Annotated in this window: 18 protein-coding genes; 14 read left to right on the top strand and 4 right to left on the bottom strand. The window is 71.7% G+C overall.

Features of this window, described 5'->3' with window-relative positions:
* Nucleotides 1–12 precede the first annotated feature (12 nt).
* From ACZ5WC_RS32215 to ACZ5WC_RS32175, 9 genes are all read left to right on the top strand, one after another.
* Entirely contained in the window at nt 13–2,847 is a 2,835-nt protein-coding gene (locus tag ACZ5WC_RS32215; RefSeq protein WP_468544140.1) for a DNA translocase FtsK, read from the top strand.
* Nucleotides 2,848–3,163: 316 nt separating this feature from the next.
* Nucleotides 3,164–3,964: a helix-turn-helix domain-containing protein gene (locus ACZ5WC_RS32210; protein WP_468544139.1), complete on the top strand. Its 801-nt coding sequence runs from the start codon at nt 3,164–3,166 to the stop codon at nt 3,962–3,964.
* Nucleotides 3,965–4,137: 173 nt separating this feature from the next.
* A complete protein-coding gene (rimO, locus tag ACZ5WC_RS32205) occupies nt 4,138–5,619 on the top strand; it encodes a 30S ribosomal protein S12 methylthiotransferase RimO (RefSeq protein WP_468544138.1) in 1,482 nt (493 codons plus the stop codon).
* Nucleotides 5,616–6,404, top strand: a complete 789-nt coding sequence (gene pgsA / locus ACZ5WC_RS32200; protein ID WP_468544137.1) for a CDP-diacylglycerol--glycerol-3-phosphate 3-phosphatidyltransferase — start codon at nt 5,616–5,618, stop codon at nt 6,402–6,404. The genes rimO and pgsA overlap by 4 nt, the downstream gene beginning before the upstream one ends.
* Entirely contained in the window at nt 6,401–6,910 is a 510-nt protein-coding gene (locus ACZ5WC_RS32195; protein ID WP_468544136.1) for a CinA family protein, read from the top strand. Before pgsA ends, ACZ5WC_RS32195 begins: the two co-directional genes overlap by 4 nt.
* 109 nt (nt 6,911–7,019) lie before the next feature.
* Nucleotides 7,020–7,403, top strand: coding sequence for a helix-turn-helix domain-containing protein (locus tag ACZ5WC_RS32190; RefSeq protein WP_003965837.1), 384 nt, complete (start codon nt 7,020–7,022; stop codon nt 7,401–7,403).
* 224 nt (nt 7,404–7,627) lie between these two features.
* The gene (locus ACZ5WC_RS32185; RefSeq protein WP_096628482.1) at nt 7,628–8,098 is read left to right on the top strand and encodes a Dps family protein; all 471 of its coding nucleotides are present in this window, start codon (nt 7,628–7,630) and stop codon (nt 8,096–8,098) included.
* 107 nt (nt 8,099–8,205) lie between these two features.
* Nucleotides 8,206–8,400, top strand: coding sequence for a CsbD family protein (locus ACZ5WC_RS32180; protein WP_468544135.1), 195 nt, complete (start codon nt 8,206–8,208; stop codon nt 8,398–8,400).
* Between the two features lie 197 nt (nt 8,401–8,597).
* Nucleotides 8,598–8,915: a hypothetical protein gene (locus ACZ5WC_RS32175; protein WP_468544134.1), complete on the top strand. Its 318-nt coding sequence runs from the start codon at nt 8,598–8,600 to the stop codon at nt 8,913–8,915.
* On the opposite strand, the gene ACZ5WC_RS32170 is transcribed toward ACZ5WC_RS32175, so the two are convergent.
* The 3 genes from ACZ5WC_RS32170 to ACZ5WC_RS32160 all read right to left on the bottom strand — a co-directional run bounded on the left by ACZ5WC_RS32170 (nt 8,863) and on the right by ACZ5WC_RS32160 (nt 15,549).
* Nucleotides 8,863–9,627 (bottom strand): SDR family NAD(P)-dependent oxidoreductase, encoded by a 765-nt coding sequence (locus tag ACZ5WC_RS32170; protein ID WP_468544145.1) that lies wholly within the window; start codon nt 9,625–9,627, stop codon nt 8,863–8,865. The two genes, ACZ5WC_RS32175 and ACZ5WC_RS32170, sit on opposite strands and share 53 nt — an antisense overlap.
* A 90-nt stretch (nt 9,628–9,717) precedes the next feature.
* Nucleotides 9,718–10,569 carry an Fpg/Nei family DNA glycosylase gene (locus tag ACZ5WC_RS32165; RefSeq protein ID WP_468544133.1) on the bottom strand — a complete coding sequence of 284 codons (852 nt, stop codon included), beginning with the start codon at nt 10,567–10,569 and terminating at the stop codon, nt 9,718–9,720.
* 294 nt (nt 10,570–10,863) lie between these two features.
* Nucleotides 10,864–15,549: an Lhr family ATP-dependent helicase gene (locus tag ACZ5WC_RS32160; protein ID WP_468544132.1), complete on the bottom strand. Its 4,686-nt coding sequence runs from the start codon at nt 15,547–15,549 to the stop codon at nt 10,864–10,866.
* A 103-nt stretch (nt 15,550–15,652) separates the two neighbouring features.
* Here ACZ5WC_RS32160 and ACZ5WC_RS32155 point away from each other — a divergent pair, with 103 nt between their 5' ends.
* The 3 genes from ACZ5WC_RS32155 to ACZ5WC_RS32145 are packed head-to-tail and all read left to right on the top strand — an operon-like array spanning nt 15,653 to nt 17,680.
* Nucleotides 15,653–16,516 carry an AraC family transcriptional regulator gene (locus ACZ5WC_RS32155; protein WP_468544131.1) on the top strand — a complete coding sequence of 288 codons (864 nt, stop codon included), beginning with the start codon at nt 15,653–15,655 and terminating at the stop codon, nt 16,514–16,516.
* Between the two features lie 10 nt (nt 16,517–16,526).
* Nucleotides 16,527–17,378 (top strand): AzlC family ABC transporter permease, encoded by an 852-nt coding sequence (locus tag ACZ5WC_RS32150; protein WP_468544130.1) that lies wholly within the window; start codon nt 16,527–16,529, stop codon nt 17,376–17,378.
* Nucleotides 17,375–17,680 carry an AzlD domain-containing protein gene (locus ACZ5WC_RS32145; RefSeq protein WP_468544129.1) on the top strand — a complete coding sequence of 102 codons (306 nt, stop codon included), beginning with the start codon at nt 17,375–17,377 and terminating at the stop codon, nt 17,678–17,680. Before ACZ5WC_RS32150 ends, ACZ5WC_RS32145 begins: the two co-directional genes overlap by 4 nt.
* Nucleotides 17,681–17,684: 4 nt before the next feature.
* On the opposite strand, the gene ACZ5WC_RS32140 is transcribed toward ACZ5WC_RS32145, so the two are convergent.
* Nucleotides 17,685–18,599 (bottom strand): hypothetical protein, encoded by a 915-nt coding sequence (locus ACZ5WC_RS32140; protein WP_468544128.1) that lies wholly within the window; start codon nt 18,597–18,599, stop codon nt 17,685–17,687.
* 80 nt (nt 18,600–18,679) lie between these two features.
* Here ACZ5WC_RS32140 and ACZ5WC_RS32135 point away from each other — a divergent pair, with 80 nt between their 5' ends.
* Both ACZ5WC_RS32135 and ACZ5WC_RS32130 read left to right on the top strand, forming a co-directional pair.
* Nucleotides 18,680–18,874: a DUF3046 domain-containing protein gene (locus ACZ5WC_RS32135; RefSeq protein WP_200718779.1), complete on the top strand. Its 195-nt coding sequence runs from the start codon at nt 18,680–18,682 to the stop codon at nt 18,872–18,874.
* Nucleotides 18,875–19,068: 194 nt separating this feature from the next.
* A complete protein-coding gene (locus ACZ5WC_RS32130; protein ID WP_468544144.1) occupies nt 19,069–20,196 on the top strand; it encodes an AI-2E family transporter in 1,128 nt (375 codons plus the stop codon).
* Nucleotides 20,197–20,258 lie beyond the last annotated feature (62 nt).

Raw genomic sequence — 20,258 nt, 5'->3', positions numbered from 1 at the left:
AACCTCGGCACCATGGCCTCACGTACGTCCGGCAAGGGTTCCCAGGGCACGGCGGGCACCGCGAAGCGGGTCGGCCGTACCCCGGGCCCGGCGAAGAAAGCCGCGCCCGCCAAGAAGACCGCGCCGAAGAAGTCGGCGGCCCCCGCGAAGAAGGCCCCCGCGAAGAAGGCGGCGGCCAAGAAGCCCGCGCCCAAGCCCGCACCCTCACCCACCGGTGGCCTCTACCGCCTGGTGCGGGCCGTCTGGCTCGGGGCGGCGCACGGTGTCGGTGCGGTGTTCCGCTCGATAGGGCGCGGGGCGAAGGGACTTGACCCGGCCCACCGCAAGGACGGGCTCGCGCTGCTGCTCCTCGGACTGGCGCTGATCGTCGCCGCGGGCACCTGGTCCCACCTCCAGGGGCCGGTCGGCGATCTGGTCGAGATGCTCGTCACCGGTGCCTTCGGCCGGCTCGATCTGCTCGCGCCGATACTGCTGGGTGCGATGGCCGTACGGCTGATCCTCTATCCGGAGCGCCCGGAGGCCAACGGCCGCATCGTCATCGGTCTGTCCGCCCTCGTTCTCGGCGTCCTCGGACAGGTCCACATCGCCTGCGGTTCGCCGGGCCGGGACGCGGGCACCGAGGCGATGCAGGACGCGGGCGGCCTGGTGGGCTGGGCCGTGTCCAAACCGCTGATCTTCATGATGGGCGAGGTGCTCGCCGTACCGCTGCTGGTGCTGCTGACCGTCTTCGGGTTGCTCGTCGTCACCGCCACCCCGGTCAACGCCATCCCGCAGCGGCTGCGTCAGCTCGGTGTCCGCCTCGGCATCGTGGAGGCCCCGCCCGAGTCCGCTGACGTGTACGGCGAGGACGACGAGCGCTACGACGAGCAGTGGCGCGAGGCGCTGCCCGGGCGGTCGCGGCGGGGGGCCCCGCGCCGCCCGGACGCGGAGCCGGTCCACGACCACGACCAGGCCGAGGCGGAAGCGCTCACCAAGCGCCGCAGGCCCCGACGGCCCGCGGCGCAGCCCGCGATGAACCGGCCCATGGACGCGGTGGACGTCGCGGCCGCCGCGGCCGCCGCGCTCGACGGAGCCGTTCTGAACGGCATGCCGCCCTCGCCGATCGTCGCCGACCTCACCCAGGGCGTCTCGGCGGACCGGGAGCGCACCGGTACGCCCGTGCCCGGGGCCCGGGAGGCCGAGCGGGACGGCGGCGGCGCGGGGAAGGCGGGCGCGGGCTCCGGCCGCGCGGCCGGACGTTCCGGGGGAGAGGCGGCCGACCGTTCCGGCGGTGGAGACGGCCCCTTCAGCGGCGTACCGGATCTGACGAAACCCGCCCCGGAGCGCCCCGAGGGCCTGCCCGCCCGCGCCGAGCAGCTCCAGCTGTCCGGTGACATCACCTACTCCCTGCCCTCGCTCGACCTGCTGGAGCGCGGCGGTCCCGGCAAGACCCGCAGCGCGGCCAACGACGCCGTTGTGGCCTCGCTGACCAACGTGTTCACGGAGTTCAAGGTCGACGCCGTGGTCACCGGCTTCACCCGGGGCCCGACGGTCACCCGTTACGAGATCGAGCTCGGCCCCGCGGTGAAGGTCGAGAAGATCACGGCCCTGGCCAAGAACATCGCGTACGCCGTGGCGAGCCCGGACGTGCGGATCATCTCGCCGATCCCGGGGAAGTCCGCCGTCGGCATCGAGATCCCCAACTCGGACCGGGAGATGGTCAACCTCGGTGATGTGCTGCGCCTCGCGGACGCGGCCGAGGACGACCACCCGATGCTCGTGGCGCTCGGCAAGAACGTCGAGGGCGGCTACGAGATGGCCAACCTCGCCAAGATGCCGCACGTCCTGGTCGCCGGTGCCACCGGCTCCGGCAAGTCCTCCTGCATCAACTGCCTGATCACCTCGATCATGGTGCGGGCCACCCCGGACGACGTGCGGATGGTCCTCGTCGACCCCAAGCGCGTCGAGCTCACCGCGTACGAGGGCATCCCGCACCTGATCACGCCGATCATCACCAACCCGAAGAAGGCCGCCGAAGCGCTCCAGTGGGTCGTACGGGAGATGGACCTGCGCTACGACGACCTCGCCAACTTCGGCTACCGGCACATCGACGACTTCAACCACGCCGTACGCAACGGCAAGTGCAAGGCACCCGAGGGCAGCGAGCGGGAGCTGTCGCCGTACCCGTATCTGCTGGTGATCGTCGACGAGCTGGCCGACCTGATGATGGTCGCCCCGCGCGACGTCGAGGACTCCATCGTCCGCATCACCCAGCTCGCCCGTGCCGCCGGAATCCACCTCGTGCTCGCCACCCAGCGACCCTCGGTCGACGTGGTGACCGGCCTGATCAAGGCCAACGTGCCCTCCCGGCTCGCCTTCGCCACCTCCTCGCTCGCCGACAGCCGGGTCATCCTCGATCAGCCCGGCGCCGAGAAGCTCATCGGCAAGGGCGACGGTCTCTTCCTGCCGATGGGAGCCAACAAGCCCACCCGTATGCAGGGCGCCTTCGTGACCGAGGACGAGGTCGCGGCCGTCGTCCAGCACTGCAAGGACCAGATGGCCCCGGTCTTCCGGGACGACGTCGTGGTCGGTACGAAGCAGAAGAAGGAGATCGACGAGGACATCGGCGACGACCTGGACCTGCTCTGCCAGGCCGCCGAGCTGGTCGTCTCCACCCAGTTCGGATCGACCTCGATGCTCCAGCGCAAGCTGCGCGTCGGCTTCGCGAAGGCGGGCCGGCTGATGGACCTGATGGAGTCCCGCAACATCGTCGGACCCAGCGAGGGATCAAAGGCCCGCGACGTCCTCGTGAAACCCGAGGAACTCGACGGGGTGTTGGCCGTCATTCGGGGGGAATCCGCTCCCTGAAGGGTGAATCCACCCGTAAAGGTTTCGTGGGCAACCGTTTCGTGCGGTCGTACGTCCAGTTGAAGGGAGGGACGGAACCATGCTCCTCCGCCTGGCTCCGCCCGTCCTGCCCGTCCTCCCACCTCGTTCGGCCCACTACAGGTTGCCCAGTCCTCGATCGGGGCTGTGCTCCGTCCCCGCTCCGCCCCCGGAGCCGGAGACGGGGCCGTCCGGCGAGCCCGATGGCTTACAAAGTCGTCCTCCCGGTTGCCCCTCCCTTTCGTACCCCCTCTAGACTGAACATCCAGCAGGTGGCTCACGCTCGAAAGGCGCCCCCGTGTCCATCGGCAACTCCCCCGAAGACGACCGGCCTTCGATCGGTCGTGCCCTCCAGCAGGCTCGTATCACCGCAGGTCTGACGGTCGAGGAAGTCAGCAGCTCCACCCGGGTGCGCATCCCCATCGTGCACGCGATCGAGCAGGACGACTTTTCCCGCTGCGGCGGCGACGTCTACGCCCGCGGCCACATCCGCACGCTCGCGCGCGCCGTCGGCCTCGATCCGGAACCGCTGGTCGAGGAGTACGACGCCGATCACGGCGGCCGTCCCGCACCGACCCCGGCGGCACCGCTGTTCGAAGCGGAACGCATCCGTTCCGAACCCCGGCGGCCCAACTGGACCGCCGCCATGGTCACGGCCATCGTCGCCGTGATCGGGTTCGTCGGCTTCACGCTCTTCAGCGGCGAGGAGAAGCCCTCGAACACCGCCCAGGTCGCGGAGGGCTCGAAGCCCGACAAGACCACGGCCAAGCCCACCGCGACCAAGCCCTCCGACCCCAAGCCCGTGCCCTCCGAGAGCGCCATCGCCGCAGCCCCCCGGGACAAGGTGACGGTCAAGCTCAGCGCGGACCGGGACAAGAGCTGGATCTCCGCCAAGGACCACAACGGCCGGCTGCTCTTCGACGGGCTGCTGCTCCAGGGTGAGTCCAAGACCTTCCAGGACAAGGAGCGCATCGACCTCGTTCTCGGCAACGCCGGGGCGATCGACCTCTTCGTCAACGGCAAGCAGGTCCAGGACCGCTTCGGTCCGGGCACGGTCGAGCGGCTGTCCTACACCAAGGGCGACCCCGAGGCCGGCTGATCCGCTGCCCCTCGACGCGCTACCCCTCCGACGGGCGTCCGGCCTCGCGCCGGGCGCCCGTCGGCGTTCCCGGCCGGGAACCTGTTACTCCCCGTAGCAGGAAGCACCGGGCCGGGAAGGGCAGGCAACCCTGCACGGCAGGGGCGCCGCCGGGACAAAGTAGTCTTGAGTCCATGCCCGAACGCCGTACCGTCGCCCTTGTCACTCTTGGCTGCGCCCGTAACGAGGTGGACTCGGAGGAGCTTGCAGGCCGCTTGGCAGCGGACGGCTGGGACCTCGTCGAGGATGCCTCCGACGCGGATGTCGCAGTCGTCAACACCTGTGGGTTCGTCGAAGCCGCCAAGAAGGACTCCGTCGACGCCCTGCTCGAAGCCAATGATCTGAAGGACCAGGGCCGCACCCAGGCCGTCGTCGCCGTCGGCTGCATGGCCGAGCGCTACGGCAAGGACCTCGCCGAGGCCCTGCCGGAGGCGGACGGCGTCCTCGGATTCGACGACTACGCCGACATCTCCGACCGGCTCCAGACCATCCTCAACGGCGGCATCCACGCCTCGCACACCCCGCGCGACCGCCGCAAGCTGCTGCCGATCAGCCCCGCCGAGCGGCAGGACGCCGCCGTGGCGCTGCCCGGCCACGCCCAGGAGACGCCCGCCCCCGCCCCCGAGGACCTTCCCGAAGGCGTCGCCCCGGTCTCCGGACCGCGGGCACCCCTGCGCCGCAGACTCGGCACCAGCCCCGTCGCCTCGGTGAAGCTCGCCTCCGGCTGCGACCGCCGCTGCTCCTTCTGCGCCATCCCCTCCTTCCGCGGATCGTTCATCTCGCGGCGCCCCTCGGACGTGCTCCAGGAGACCCGCTGGCTGGCCGAGCAGGGCGTCAAGGAGGTCATGCTCGTCTCCGAGAACAACACCTCCTACGGCAAGGACCTCGGCGACATCCGGCTGCTGGAGACCCTGCTGCCGGAGCTGGCCGACGTGGACGGCATCGAGCGCATCCGGGTCAGCTACCTCCAGCCCGCCGAGATGCGCCCCGGGCTCATCGACGTCCTCACCTCGACGCCGAAGGTCGCCCCGTACTTCGACCTCTCCTTCCAGCACTCCGCCCCGGGTGTGCTGCGCGCGATGCGCCGCTTCGGCGACACCGACCGCTTCCTGGAGCTCCTGGACACCATCCGGAGCAAGGCACCCCAGGCCGGCGCCCGCTCCAACTTCATCGTCGGCTTCCCCGGCGAGACCGAGGCCGACCTCGCCGAGCTGGAACGCTTCCTCACCGGCGCCCGCCTCGACGCGATCGGCGTCTTCGGCTACTCCGACGAGGAGGGCACCGAAGCGGTCGGCTACGAGAACAAGCTCGACGCCGACGTCATCGCGGAGCGCCTCGCCCACATCTCCCAGCTGGCCGAGGAGCTGACCTCGCAGCGGGCGGAGGAGCGCATCGGGGAGACCCTCCAGGTGCTGGTGGAGTCCGTCGAGTCGGAGGAGGACGGCGAGGTCGCCATCGGGCGCGCTGCCCACCAGGCCCCCGAAACGGATGGCCAGGTGGTCTTCACCACACGCGAGGGGCTCGTGCCGGGCCGTATGGTCGAGGCAAAGGCAGTGGGCACCGAGGGCGTCGACCTGGTGGCCGAACACCATGAGCTTGCGGAGGTAGCCAGATGACCGGAGTCCCGGCATCCGCGGCAGGCGGCTCCGGCGCGAGGCCGGTCCGCGGCGGCAAGCTGGGCACTGCGGCCGTCAACCAGGCCAGCCTGTGGAACATCGCCAACATCCTGACCATGGTGCGGCTGCTGCTCGTGCCCGGATTCGTCCTGCTGTTGTTCCACAACGGCGGATACGACCCGGTCTGGCGCTCCTTCGCCTGGGCGGCCTTCGCCGTCGCGATGATCACCGACCTGTTCGACGGGCATCTGGCACGGACGTACAACCTTGTCACGGACTTCGGGAAGATCGCCGACCCGATCGCCGACAAAGCGATCATGGGTGCGGCGCTGGTCTCGCTGTCCGTCCTGGGCGATCTGCCCTGGTGGATCACCGGGGTGATCATCGCCCGTGAGCTGGGCATCACGCTGATGCGGTTCTGGGTCATCCGGCATGCGGTGATCCCGGCCAGCAGAGGCGGCAAGCTGAAGACCCTCGCGCAGGGAACGGCGGCCGGGATGTACGTCCTGGTCCTCACCGGACCGCTGGCGACCTTGCGCTTCTGGGTGATGATGGTCGCCGTCGTGCTGACGGTCGTCACCGGACTCGACTACGTACGCCAGGCCGTCGGCCTGCGCCGCAAGGGCCTCGCCGCCGAGCGTGCCGCCGCAGCCGAGCGGGCGCAGCAGACGACGGAGGCGTTGGAAGCGGCCGGGATGGCCGGTGCGGCCTCCGGGGCAAGTGCGGCGGATGCGCGGGGAGCACTCGGAGCCGAGGCGCGGGACGCCGCGGAGGCCGAACGGTGACAGCCGCGGCCCAGGTGCTGCGGCTGCTCGCGGAACACGGGCGGACCCTCGCCGTCGCCGAATCGCTGACGGGCGGCCTGGTGGCCGCCGAACTCACGGCCGTACCCGGTGCTTCGCGGTCTTTCCGGGGGTCGGTGACGGCGTACGCCACCGGCCTCAAGCGGGAGGTGCTGGGGGTCGACGGGGGCCTTCTGGCGGAGCGCGGAGCCGTTGACCCCGAGGTCGCACGGCAGATGGCGGCCGGGGTCCGCCGTGTTCTCGGCGCGGACTGGGGGATCTCCACCACGGGCGTCGCGGGTCCGGAACCACAGGACGGACAGCCGGTCGGCACGGTCTACGTGGCCGTGGCGGGACCCTCCGGCATCGAGAAAGTGAGCGCTCTGCGGTTGAATGGTGAGAGGGCGGATATCCGTAGAGAGAGTGTGCGAAGCGTCCTCGAACTGCTCGCGAGCGAACTCGGTGAGAATGTGCGGGCACAGGATACGGAACAGAACGGGGGGAATTGATGTTTGCAGCCCTGAGTGAACACGACATCGCTCCCCGCACGGCCGCAGCACAAGGCGGTACGGTAGGGCGTGAAGGATGCGGCTACGCGGTCCGAGGAGGGAGCCACCGATGATTCTGCTCCGTCGCCTGCTGGGTGACGTGCTGCGTCGGCAGCGCCAGCGCCAAGGCCGTACTCTGCGCGAAGTCTCCTCGTCCGCCCGGGTCTCGCTCGGTTATCTCTCCGAGGTGGAGCGGGGGCAGAAGGAGGCATCCTCCGAGCTGCTCTCCGCGATTTGCGACGCGCTTGACGTACGGATGTCCGAGCTCATGCGTGAGGTGAGCGATGAGCTCTCGCTCGCTGAGCTGGCCGAGTCGGCAGCTGCCAGTGATCCGGTCCCAGTACCGGTTCGTCCCATGCTCAATTCCGTCTCCGTGTCGTCGGTCGCAGGTGTGCCGTCGGGACGGGTGACCATCAAGGCGCCCGCAGAAGCGGTGGACGTCGTCGCCGCCTGATCCACGCGGCACTCGCACGACCGGAGTCCCGGTCGGCCCCTATCGGGGTCGGCCGGGACTTCTGCGTTTCGGGGCTGTAGGGGTGTGTGAGCTCTCCATGAGCGGGCACACGGAGGACAAGGCCCGAATGACCGCTTTGTTTCTTTTGTGCCATCGTGGGTGATGCACCGAGGCGATCGGTCGAGACGGGTCAGTGAAGAGGCTGACGGATGGGAGAAGTGCACATGTCTGTGGTCAAGAGCACGTTGTCCGAGGGCGGTCTCAAGGTCGTGGGTACAGCGCTGCAAGGCGCCCTGGTCGACCTCGTGGACCTCTCCCTGGTGGCCAAGCAGGTCCACTGGAACGTGGTCGGTCCGCGTTTCCGCTCTGTCCACCTTCAGCTGGACGACGTCGTCGTCACGGCCCGGCAGCACTCCGACACGGTCGCCGAGCGCGCCTCGGCGGTCGGGGTCAACCCGGACGGGCGCTCGGGCACGGTCGCCAAGGAGACCGCCATCGCGTCCGTGCCCGAGGGCTGGATCAAGGACACCGATGCCGTACGCATCCTGGTGGAGGCGCTGGGCGTGGTCATCGGCCGGATGCGGGAGCGCATCGAGGCGACCGACGAGCCGGACCCGGTCACCCAGGACCTGCTGATCGCGCTGACGGCAGACCTCGAAAAGCACGCCTGGATGTTCCAGGCGGAAAGCGCCTGAAGGCGAACGTCCGGCACGAAGACCGAGCCGGTCCGGGGGGAACGGTCGATCCGGGAGGGAAGGCCGATCCGAGTGGAAAGCCGATCCGAGTGGAAGGGAGCGACATCATGAGTGGTGACAGCGCCATGGACAAGCTCAAGGGCAAGGGCAAGGAAGCCGTCGGCAAGCTGACCGGCGACCGCCGCAAGGAGGCCGAGGGCAAGACCGATCAGGTCAAGGGTCGGGCCAAGGAAGCGATGGACGAGGCCGGTGACCGGGCGGAGGGTGTCAAGGACTCCCTGCGCCGGGACGACGAAGGCTAGGCCCGGGCGGCGGAGGATGGGTCCGCCAGCACCTTGTGTTGTGGGCGCTCACGTGACCGGTCTCCCAGGGTTGCGGTACCCCCGCCGTTTCGGCGGGGGTACTCCTGTGTGGGTGGTCCTTCGGCCGGACGTTCTGGATGCACCGGCGCCCGGGCCAGGGGAAACTGCCGGAAAGGACGTCGGCCGCGGGAGGCACCATGGGACGGCGGTGGGTGCCGGCGGTGGCCCTCGGCGGGCTGTGGTGGTGGGCAATCCTGCGGGTGGTTCTGCGTCCCGAGCAGGCGGGGCTGGTGGAGGGCGCGGTGGCGGCGGGGGGCTGGGGGCTGAGCCTGTTGCCGGTCCATGTGGCGTCGGTCGTCTCCGTGGACCGGGCCGGGGGGCAGGACGGCGCCGGGCCCGCGGGCGGCCGGGCGCGGTCTGCGCGGCCTGGCGGAGCGCTGGCCGGGGCCCTCGCCAGGGCCTTCACCAGGGCATGGCGACGCCGCCGTTCGGGCGGAGGATCTGACCGGTCATGAAGGCCGAGGCATCCGAAGCCAGGTGAAGCACCGTGTGAGCGACGTCCTCGGGCTCCCCGACCCGGCCCAGCGGGGAGATCCGGGTCATCGCGGCCTCCGCCCGGCGCTGTCCGTCGGCATCGTGCCGGTCGGTCATCGGCGTACGGATCCAGCCGGGCGCGACCGCGTTCACCCGTATGGCGTGCGGGCCCAGCTCGGTGGCGAGAGTCTTGGTCAGCTGCACCACGGCCGCCTTGGCCGCGCTGTAGCAGAGCAGGCCCGGACTCGCGGAATCCACGGCGCCGGACGCCATCGTGATCAGCGAACCGGGGGCGGAGCGGGCCGTCATGGACCGTGCCACCTCCTGGCAGGCGTACAGAACCCCCTTGAAATTGACCGCCAGCACCCGGTCAAGGTCCTCGTCCGTCGTCTCCAGCACGCTGCTGGTGTGCATGATCCCGGCCACGGCGACCAGGATGTCGAGATGTCCTGCCGCTGCGACGGCCGCGCGGACCTGATCGCGGTCGGTGACATCGAGGGGGTGGGTGCGGGCGCTGCCTCCTGCGCCGGTGACCAGGTCGTACGTCCGGCGCAGACCGGTCTCGTCGCGGTCCGCGCAGTGCACCACGGCTCCGGCCTCCGCGAGCAGCAGGGCGCTCGCCTGGCCGATGCCGCTCGCCGCGCCGGTGACGAACGCGGAGCGGCCCGTGAGGTCGTACGCGGAGAGAGGCAGAGGCATGACGGGACCGTACGGCTGAATCTGACGGCCCGTCAATGAGGTGGGTGGCCAGGGTGGCCAGGGCGGTGAGGGTGGTGAGGGTGGTCAGGGGGTTGGGCCCGATTGGCAGGCCGGGCACCAGAAGGTGGGGCGGTCGTCCTGGTCGGCCACGCGGATCGAGGTGCCGCAGCGCAGGCACGGGCGCTGGGCCCGGCCGTAGACGTACAGCCGCTCCTGTACGCGGACGGGCGGCAGCCGACGCCTGTGGTCCGCGGTGGAGGGCGGGCTCGGTGCGGTGCGGAGCTCGGCGGTGATCGTGGTCGTGCGGGTGGGGCGGTCGCGGTTGGCGTGCAGGAGCCGCTCGGCCAGCGTGATCAGCCGGGCCAGGGTGCCGTCCGGAAGGGCGTTCACCGGGAGCCAGGGAGTGACGCGGGCCAGGAAGCACAGCTCGCATTTGTAGACGTTGCCGATGCCCGCGAGATTGCGCTGATCCAGCAGCGCCTCCCCGACGGGGCGATCCGGTGTGGCCAGCAGTCGGTCCAGGGCGGACCCGGGGTCCCAGTCGGGGCCCAGTAGATCCGGTCCCAGATGGCCCACGGCCCGGCTCTCCTCGCTGGTACGCAGCAGTTCGAGGACGGGGAGCCGGTAGCCGACAGCTGTGTGCTCGGCGTTGGCGAGAATCGCACGGATCTGGTGCCCGGGGCCGCCCCGCCAGCGTTCTCCCGGCGCGTACACCCGCCAGGCCCCGTCCATCCGGAGGTGGCTGTGCAGGGTGAGCCCGCCCTCGATGCGGGCCAGCAGATGCTTGCCGCGTGCGGTGACGTCCAGCACACCACGGCCGGTGAGGTCGGCGGTGGCGAACCGGGGGACACGAAGGTCGGACCGGGTCAGCACCCGTCCCGCCAGCGCTGCGTGCAGACGCGCGGCGGTCTGGAGGACGGTGTCTCCTTCGGGCATGCCTCCATGATGGGTGCGCCGGACCGCTCGTGCGCCGGGTCACGCCTGCTCCGGGGCACGGCTGGGCCGGGTCACGCCTGCGCCGAATCAGGCCTGGGCGGGATCGTCCATGCGTCGGACAGTCCATGCGTTGGATCGCTCGCGTACTGGGCCGGTTGTGCGTTGGGTTGTTCGTCCGCTGCGCCGGTTGTGCGCTCGATCGCTCGCGCGCTGGACTGCTCGTGCGTCGGATCGCTTGTGCGTCGGCCGGCGCCCCACCTGCGCTGGGTACGTTCACGTCCCGGCGGCCGCGGGTCAGGCGCGCAGGCGCAGGCCTCTCGGGGTGGCGAGGAAACCGGCACCCTCAAGGGTCCGGCCCAACGGGGAGGTGAGGGAGGAGACGCCGTTCGTGCGCTCCACCGTGACGGTGCCCAGTGCTCCGGCGCGGGCCGAGGCGGCCAGCGCCTCCGCTGCCGCTCGCAGTGCGGGAGCGTCGGGGTCGGAGGGCCAGGCCAGGAGGGTCTTGCCGCCGCGTTCCATGTAGAGCGTGAGCTCGCCGTCGACGAGGACCACCAGCGCCCCAGCCTTGCGGCCCGGCTTGTGTCCCGCGCCGTCCGGGGACTCCGGCCACGGCAGGGCTGCGCCATAGGCGTTGGCCGGGTCGGCGGCGGCGAGCACCAGGGCCTGGGGCGTGGCGCCCGGGTCACGGCGGTCGCGGGCCGTGGACGCCGCCCGCAGTCGGTCCACCGCCCCGTCCATCGCGAACTGGGCGGCCCCCAGCCCCTCCACCACGTAGCCGCGCCGCGCCTGACCGCTGTCCTCGAAGGCGGCCAGGACGCGGTACGTCGCGGAGAAGCCGCCCTCCACCCCTTCGGCCTGCACCGCGCCCCGGGTCACCACACCGTGCCGGTCGAGGAGCGTGCGGGCCAGGGCGTGGGCGCGGTGGGTCGGTTCCTGTTCGGCAGGGGGCAGCAGGGACCAGCGGCCGGAGACCGTCGGGGGGCCGGTGCGGGAGGCGGGGCGGGCAGCGGCGGTGAGCGAGCCGTAGCGCCCGCGTGGGACGCTGCGCCGGGAGCGGTGGGCGGTGGAGCCCGCTGTCCGCCCGGAGCCCAGGAGTGAGCGCAGCGGGGCGAGGGTGTCGTTGGTGAGCCGCCCGGACCAGGCCAGCTCCCACAGGGCGTCGGCCAGCTGCTGGTCCGTGCAGTCCGGGTGGGTGGTGGCCCGGATCTGGTCGGCGATCTGGCGGAAGAACAGGCCGTACCCGCCGGACAGCGTGGTGAGCACGGACTCGTGCAGCGCCGAGAGTTCCAGTGGGTGTGGGGCGGGCAGCAGCAGCGGTGCACTGTCGGCGAGGTAGAGGGCGACCCAGCCGTCCTTGCCGGGCAGCGCCCCGGCACCGGCCCAGACGGCCTCGCCGGTGGTTGTCAGCTCGTCGAGCATCGCAGGGGTGTAACCCATGACTCGGCTCGGCAGGATCAGCTTCTCCAGCGCCGAAGCGGGCACGGGCGCTCCCTGGAGCTGTTCGATCGCGCGGGCCAGCCCGTCGATGCCCCGCAGGCTGTTGGAGCCGAAGTGCTGCCACTGCGGGAGGAAGGAGGCGAGGGCGGCGGGCGGCACCGGCTCCAGCTCCTGGCGCAGGGCGGCCAACGAACGGCGACGGAGGCGGCGCAGCACCGTGGCGTCGCACCACTCCTGGCCGATGCCCGCCGGATGGAACTCGCCCTGGACGGTCCTGCCGGACGCCGCGAGCCGTTGCAGCGCGCCGTCCGTGACGGCGGTACCGAGCCCGAAGCGCTCGGCGGCCCGGGCGGCGGTGAACGGCCCGTGCGTCCGGGCGAAGCGGGCAAGGAGGTCGCCGAGCGGGTCCTTCACCGGTTCGGTGAACGCCTCGGGCACTCCGACGGGCAGCGCGGTGCCCAGGGCGTCGCGCAGCCGCCCCGCGTCCTCGATCGCCGCCCAGTGGTCGGCCCCGGCGATCCGGACCTGGACGGCCCGGCGGGCCGTTGCCAGCTGCGGCGCCCAGGCAGGCTCGGCACCCCGCTGGGCCAGCTCGGCGTCGGTGAGCGGGCCGAGCACCCGCAGCAGGTCCGCGACCCCCTCCACGTCCTTGACCCGCCGGTCGTCGGTGAGCCACTGGAGCTCCCGCTCCAGCTCGGTGAGGACCTCGGGGTCGAGCAGTTCGCGCAGCTCCGCCTGGCCCAGCAGCTCGGCGAGGAGATGGGAGTCCAGGGAGAGCGCGGCCGCCCGCCGCTCGGCGAGCGGCGAGTCGCCCTCGTACAGGAACTGGGCGACGTAACCGAAGAGGAGCGAGCGGGCGAACGGTGAGGGCTCCTGGGTGGTCACCTCGACCAGCCGGACCCGGCGTGCCTCCAGGTCACCCATCAGTTCCGTGAGCCCGGGGACGTCGAACACGTCCTGGAGGCACTCGCGGACGGCCTCCAGGACGATCGGGAACGAGCCGAACTCGGAGGCGACCTGGAGCAGCTGGGAGGCACGCTGGCGCTGCTGCCAGAGCGGGGTGCGCTTGCCGGGGGAGCGCCGGGGCAGCAGCAGGGCGCGCGCCGCGCACTCGCGGAACCGGGCGGCGAACAGCGCGGAACCGCCCACCTGGTCGGTCACGATCTGCTGGACCTCGCCCTGATCGAAGACAACGTCTGCGGCCGCGACCGGCGGCTGGTCGCTGTCGTACGCCAGGGCCCCCGGCGGCGGGAGGTCACCTCCCGAGTCCGAGGCGGGCGGCGCGTCGAAGTCGAGCAGGTCGAGGCCCATCAGCTCGGCGTCCGGCAGGCGCAGAACGATCCCGTCGTCGGCATGCATGACCTGGGCGTCCATTCCGTACCGCTCACCGAGGCGGGCGGAGAGGGCAAGCGCCCACGGGGCGTGCACCTGGGCGCCGAACGGGGAGTGCACGACCACCCGCCAGTCGCCCAGCTCGTCCCGGAACCGCTCGACCAGGATGGTCCGGTCGTCCGGGACGTGCCCGCAGGCCCGGCGCTGCTCGTCCAGATAGGCCACGATGTTGTCCGCCGCCCAGGCGTCCAGCCCGGCGGCCAGCAGCCGCAGCCGGGCGTCCTCCACGGACAGACCGCCGATCTCCCGGAGGAAGGCACCCAGGGCCCGGCCGAGCTCCAGCGGGCGGCCCAGCTGGTCGCCCTTCCAGAACGGCAGCCGCCCCGGAACGCCGGGGGCGGGCGAGACGAGGACCCGGTCCCGGGTGATGTCCTCGATCCGCCAGGACGTCGTGCCCAGGGTGAAGACGTCGCCCACCCGGGACTCGTAGACCATCTCCTCGTCCAGCTCGCCCACCCGGCCGCCACCCTTCTTCGGGTCGGCGCCCGCCAGGAAGACCCCGAAGAGCCCGCGGTCCGGAATGGTGCCGCCGGAGGTGACGGCGAGCCGCTGCGCACCGGGGCGGCCCGTGACCGTACCGGCGACCCGGTCCCACACCACCCGGGGGCGCAGCTCCGCGAAGGCATCGGAGGGATAGCGCCCGGCGAGCATGTCGAGCACGGCGGTGAACGCCGATTCGGGGAGCGAGGCGAACGGGGCGGCCCGCCGGACCAGGGCCAGCAGATCGTCGGCCTGCCAGCTGTCCAGGGCCACCATGGCGACCAGCTGCTGGGCCAGGACGTCCAGCGGATTGGACGGGATGCGCAGCGCCTCGATGGCCCCCTCGCGCATCCGCTCGGTGACCACGGCGGCCTGCACCAGGTCCCCCCGGTACTTCGGGAAGACCACACCGGTGGAGACCGCGCCCACCTGGTGCCCCGCGCGGCCCACCCGCTGGAGACCGGAGGCGACGGAGGGCGGGGACTCGACCTGGACCACCAGGTCGACCGCGCCCATGTCGATGCCCAGCTCCAGGCTGGAGGTGGCCACCACGGCGGGCAGTCGGCCCGCCTTCAGGTCCTCCTCCACCTGGGAGCGCTGCTCCTTGGAGACCGAGCCGTGGTGCGCGCGGGCCAGCAGCGCGGGCGCGCCCTTGGCCGCCCCTGACTGGGCCATGACCTCCGCCGGGGCGGGCGCCTCCGGCAGAGCGGGGGCGGGGGCGTCGGGGTCGAAGGCGGTGCCGGTGGCCCGCTCGTACGCGATCTCGTTCAGCCGGTTGCACAGCCGCTCCGCCAGCCGTCGTGAGTTGGCGAAGACGATGGTGGAGCGGTGCGCCTGTACCAGGTCGGCGATGCGCTCCTCGACATGCGGCCAGATCGAGGGCTTGTCCGCCTGCCCCGAGTCGCCGTCGGTGGCGGGGGAGCCACCCAGCTCGCCCAGATCCTCGACCGGCACGACCACCGACAGATCGAACTCCTTGGTGGACGGAGGCTGGACGATCTCCACCTTGCGCTGCGGCGAGATGAAGCGGGCCACCTCGTCGACCGGCCGGACCGTCGCGGACAGGCCGACCCGCCGGGCGGGGCGGGGCAGCAACTCGTCCAGGCGCTCCAGGGACAGAGCGAGATGGGCGCCGCGCTTCGTCCCGGCGACCGCGTGCACCTCGTCGAGGATCACCGTCTCGACACCGGCCAGCGCGTCCCGGGCGGAGGACGTCAGCATCAGGAACAGCGACTCGGGCGTGGTGATCAGGATGTCCGGCGGCCTGGTCACCATCGAGCGCCGCTCGGCGGGCGGGGTGTCGCCGGACCGAATCCCCACCCGGACCTCCGGCTCGGGGAGGCCGAGGCGCACCGACTCCTGACGGATGCCCGTCAGCGGGGAGCGGAGATTGCGTTCGACGTCGACCGCGAGCGCCTTGAGCGGGGACACGTACAGCACACGGCAGCGCTTCTTCGCCTCGGCGGGCGGCGGACCGGAGGCCAGCCGGTCCAGCGAGGCGAGAAACGCGGCCAGCGTCTTGCCGGAACCGGTCGGCGCGACGACCAGCACATCGCTGCCCTCGCCGATGGCCCGCCAAGCGCCCTCCTGCGCGGCGGTGGGCGCGCTGAAGGCCCCGGCGAACCAGCTGCGGGTCGCGGGCGAGAACGAATCGAGAGCGGAGCCGGTCATGTCCCCCATCGTGCACCCCGCCACTGACAACGGGCCGGTGAACCGCTGCCCCGACGCCCGCTCGGCTCCTGCCGCACGCCCGGGACCTGCGAGAATGGCTGTCATGGCGGGAGCGGACAGTACGGAGGAATGGGCGAGGCACTGGCAGTACGCCGAGCTGCCCGACCTCGATCTGCTGCGTGCCCGGTACGTCCGCCACACCTTCCCCCGGCACAGTCACGAGGGGTACGTGTTCGGAGCGGTCACGCGCGGGGTGGAGGACGTGGGGCTGCCGGGCGGCACGGTCCACGCGGTGCCCGGCACCGTCGTCATGATCAACCCGGAGGTGCCGCACACCGCCCGCTCCGGATCGCCCGAGGGCTGGGTGTACGCCACGCTCTATCCCTCGGCCCGGGTCGTCAACGACATCGCGGCCGAGGTGACGTCCCTGCGCGGCACAGTCGGTTTCGCCGAGACCCGGGTGACCGACCCCCATGCCTCCCGGCTGATCGGCGAGGTGCACCGGGCCGCAGAGGAGGGCAACGCGCTGGCCGCCGACAGTCTGCTGCGGGTCCTGGTCGTCCGGCTCCTCAGTCGGCACGGCAGCCCGCTGCCCCGCCCGACCGCGTACGCCGGGGGCGCGCGTGACGCCGCGCGTGCCCGTGCCGTGCTGGAGGAGCGCATGGCCGCTCCGCCCACGCTGGAGGCGCTCGCGGCAGAGCTGGGCACCGGCACGTTCGCGCTGCTGAGGGCCTTCAAAAAGGAATTCGGGATGCCGCCGCACACCTGGCTCACCGACGCCCGGGTGCGCAGGGCCCGCCGTCTCCTGGACACGGGCGTCGCCCCCGCCGAGGCCGCGACAGCCGTCGGCTTCACCGATCAGCCGCACCTCAACCGGCACTTCACCCGGATCGTGGGGGTGCCGCCCGGCGCGTACCGGCGTGAGCGTGCAAGAACGTACAAGACCGGGCCTCGCCAGTCCCCGTAGCGTGCCGGGCGTGGCAGAACAGACAGCATCCCCAGAGTGCACCGGCGCAACCGGTGCCATAGCCGCCGAACCTCCCGGCCCGACGACCGACGTCAGGGCGGCCGGGTACGGCACGGCCCACCGGCCCGATGCGACCGACGTCCAGGCCGACAAGCCCGACGCGGCCGTCGTCCGGGACGCGCTCGGCGTCGGTATCGCCGTCGGGCTCTCCGGCTTCGCCTTCGGAGTCACCGCCGCCGGGTCCGGGCTCAGCCTGCTCCAGACCTGCGCGCTGAGCCTCCTCGTCTTCACCGGCGCCTCGCAGTTCGCCCTGGTCGGCGCACTCGCCGCGGGCGGCAACCCCTATACGGCCGCGGCCGGCGCGTTCTTCCTCGGCGTCCGGAACGCCTTCTACGGCCTGCGGCTCTCGCAGCTGCTCGCGTTTCCCCGAGCGGTGCGGCCCTTCGCCGCCCACTGGGTGATCGACGAGACGACCGCGGTCACCCTGCCACAGCCCACCCGGCGTGCTGCGCGCATCGGCTTCACGGTCACCGGGCTCACCCTGTACGTCCTGTGGAACCTCACCACGCTGATCGGAGCACTCGGGGCGGGCGCCCTGGGCGACACGGACGCCTGGGGGCTGGACGCGGCGAGTCCCGCGGTGTTCCTCGCGCTGCTCGCGCCGATGCTCAGGAGCACCGTCGAACGCGTCACGGCGGGGCTGGCCGTCGTCCTGGCGCTCGGCCTGCTGCCGGTCCTGCCCGCGGGCGTTCCGGTGCTCCTGTCCGCACTCGCCGCTCCCGTCGTCCTCTTCCTCATGGGGCGCGGCAAGCGGCCGACGCCCACGACGAACGGCACCGACGCCACCGGAGAACGCCGATGACCATCTGGATCGCCATCGGACTGACCACCGTCGGCTGCTACCTCGCCAAACTGCTCGGGCTGCTGGTGCCCGCAGGCGCCCTGGAGCGGCCGCTCGTCCAGCGGATGGCCGCGCTGCTCCCGGTGGCGCTGCTGGCCGGGCTCACAGCGCAGCAGACCTTCGGGACCGGCCAGGAGCTGGCCCTCGACGCCCGGGCCGCCGGGCTCGCCGCCGCGGCCCTCGCCCTGGTGCTGCGCGCGCACTTCCTGGTCGTCGTCGCCTCCGCCGTGGTCGTGACGGCCGTCGTACGCGCGCTGGGCTGAGGGCTCAGCCGAGCCCGCGGCCGTACGCGCGGAGTGTGTCCAACGCCCTGAGCGTCACCAGGGGGCGCCCTTCCAGCGCCGTTCCCGGCGCCCACTGCCGCCAGTTCACGGGCCAGCCGCCGTCGTCCTGCTGCTGGGCGGACAGATGGTCGAGCGAGCGTCCCAGTTCCTCGTCCGTGAACCAGCGGCGGGCCAGCGATCCGGGCGTACGGGCGTAGTCGTGCGGGAAGTGGTGCTCCCCGGGTGCGTAGCCCGCCGCCACCGGATAGTCGGCCCGGCGCCCCGGATCGAGCACCGCGAGCCGCTGTTCGCGCACCAGCCGGCCGAGGCGGTCGGCCGCCACCTCGGCGCGGGCCCGGTCCGGGGCGCCGTCCAGAAAGGCGACCGCCGCCTCGATCTCGTAGGGGTGGGACTGTTCCAAAGCATCGACCGCGCTCCAGCAGAAATCCGTCGCCCGGAACAGCCAGGCGTGCCACACCTGATTGCGGTGCAGCAGCCCGACGACCGGACCGGTCGCCAACAGCTCAGCTGGCGGATCGTCGACGACAGGGATGAACGGTGCTGCGGGATACCCCCGCTGTGAGGGGAGCAGCGCGGGTAATGCCCCCTCTTTGGTGGACACCTCGGTCAGATAGCGGCAGATTCGCTCCACTCGCGGTCCATTGCAGCGGCCGATCGAGTCAAGAACGCTCAGGGCGTGGGCGGTGTGCAGGGGCTGGCTGACCGGACCACGCAGGTCGGGCTCCAGCGCGTGGCCGTAACCGCCGTCCTTGTTCAGATAGGCGGTCAGGGCCGTTTCGACGGCGTCGGGATCTCCGCCCAGAAAGCCATGGGCGAACCTCCGCTGTTCGAGGACGCGCGCCGTCAGCCAGATGAACTGCTCAGCGCGGGAGAGGGGGTCTGATCCGGTTCCAGCCATGGAGCGACCGTAGAACGGAAAGAGGGCCCGGCACATGCCACGCGGACGGGCTGCACTCTCAGGAGCGCGATACTGATGTCATGCGGTTGACGATTTTCTGGGAGCGGATGGCGGACCACTTCGGTGCGGCGTACGCGGACTCCTTCGCCCGTGACCATGTGATGGCCGAGCTCGGCGGCCGTACGGTGCATCAGGCCCTGAACGCCGGCTGGGACGCCAAGGACGTCTGGCGCGGAGTCTGCGCCGCCATGGACGTGCCCGCGGACAAGCGCTGACCTCCAAGCGCTGACCTCCGGAATCGGGCGGGGCCGGCGCTGACTCCGGAATCGGGGCGGGGGGATCCGCTGTCAGCGGCGTAGGCGAGACTTGTCCCGTGTCAGCGACAGACGAGACCGTCCCGGCCCAGCAGCCCGCCTCGCCGTCCGTCCCGCCGGCCGCGCCACCCGCGCCGCCGTCCGGCGCGGTCCGCATGCCCGGCTGGCTGCCGCGCGCGATGGTCCTGGCCCTCGCGCTGTACGCCTGTTTCCAGCTCGGCAGCTGGGCGTTCGACCAGCTCATCGGGTTGCTGACGAACGTGCTGATCGCCTTCTTCCTCGCACTCGCCATCGAGCCCGCGGTGGGCCGGATGTCGGCGCGCGGCATACGTCGCGGACTGGCCACGTTCCTGGTCTTCCTCGGCCTGCTGATCTTCGGCATCGGGTTCGTCGTGCTGCTGGGGTCGATGCTCGCGGGCCAGATCCTCGACATGGTCGACGACTTCCCCAAGTACATCGACTCGGTGATCAACTGGGTCAACCAGACCTTCCACACGGAGCTCTCCCGGGTCGAGGTCCAGGACAGCCTGCTGCACTCCGACTGGCTCCAGAGGTACGTCCAGAACAGCGCCACCGGTGTCCTGGACGTCTCCACCACGGTCCTCGGCGGGCTGTTCCGGCTGCTGACGATCTTCCTGTTCTCCTTCTACTTCGCGGCCGACGGCCCCCGTCTGCGTCGTGCCCTGTGCTCCGTACTGCCGCCCGCCCGGCAGACCGAAGTCCTGCGCGCCTGGGAGATCGCGGTCGACAAGACCGGCGGCTATATCTACTCCCGCGGCCTGATGGCGCTCATCTCCGGAGTCGCGCACTACATCCTGCTGGTGATCCTCGGAGTGCCCTACGCCCCTGCGCTCGCGGTCTGGGTCGGCCTCGTCTCGCAGTTCATCCCCACCATCGGCACCTACCTGGCGGGCGCCCTGCCGATGCTGATCGCCTTCACCATCGACCCCTGGTACGCGGTGTGGGTGCTCGGGTTCGTCGTCGTGTACCAGCAGTTCGAGAACTATGTCCTCCAGCCGAAGCTGACCGCGAAGACCGTCGACATCCACCCCGCGGTCGCCTTCGGCTCGGTCATCGCCGGGACGGCCCTGCTGGGCGCGATCGGCGCGCTGATCGCCATTCCCGCCGTCGCCACGCTCCAGGCGTTCCTCGGTGCCTATGTGAAGCGGTACGACGTCACCGACGACCCCAGGATGCACGACGGCCCCCGCCCCCGGAGCGGGGCTCCGGTCCTCGCCCGGATACGCCGGACGCTCGGAGGCCCCGGCCGGGCGGGCGGCTGAGACCGGCCCGGAGCCACCGCCGGTGGCGGTCCAGAGGTACGAGGGGTGCGTCACCCGGTGCC

The sequence above is a fragment of the Streptomyces sp. NPDC033165 genome (genome assembly GCF_055577965.1).
The sequence above is the reverse complement of the archived record's forward strand: the minus strand, read 5'-3'. Positions and strand labels throughout refer to the sequence as shown.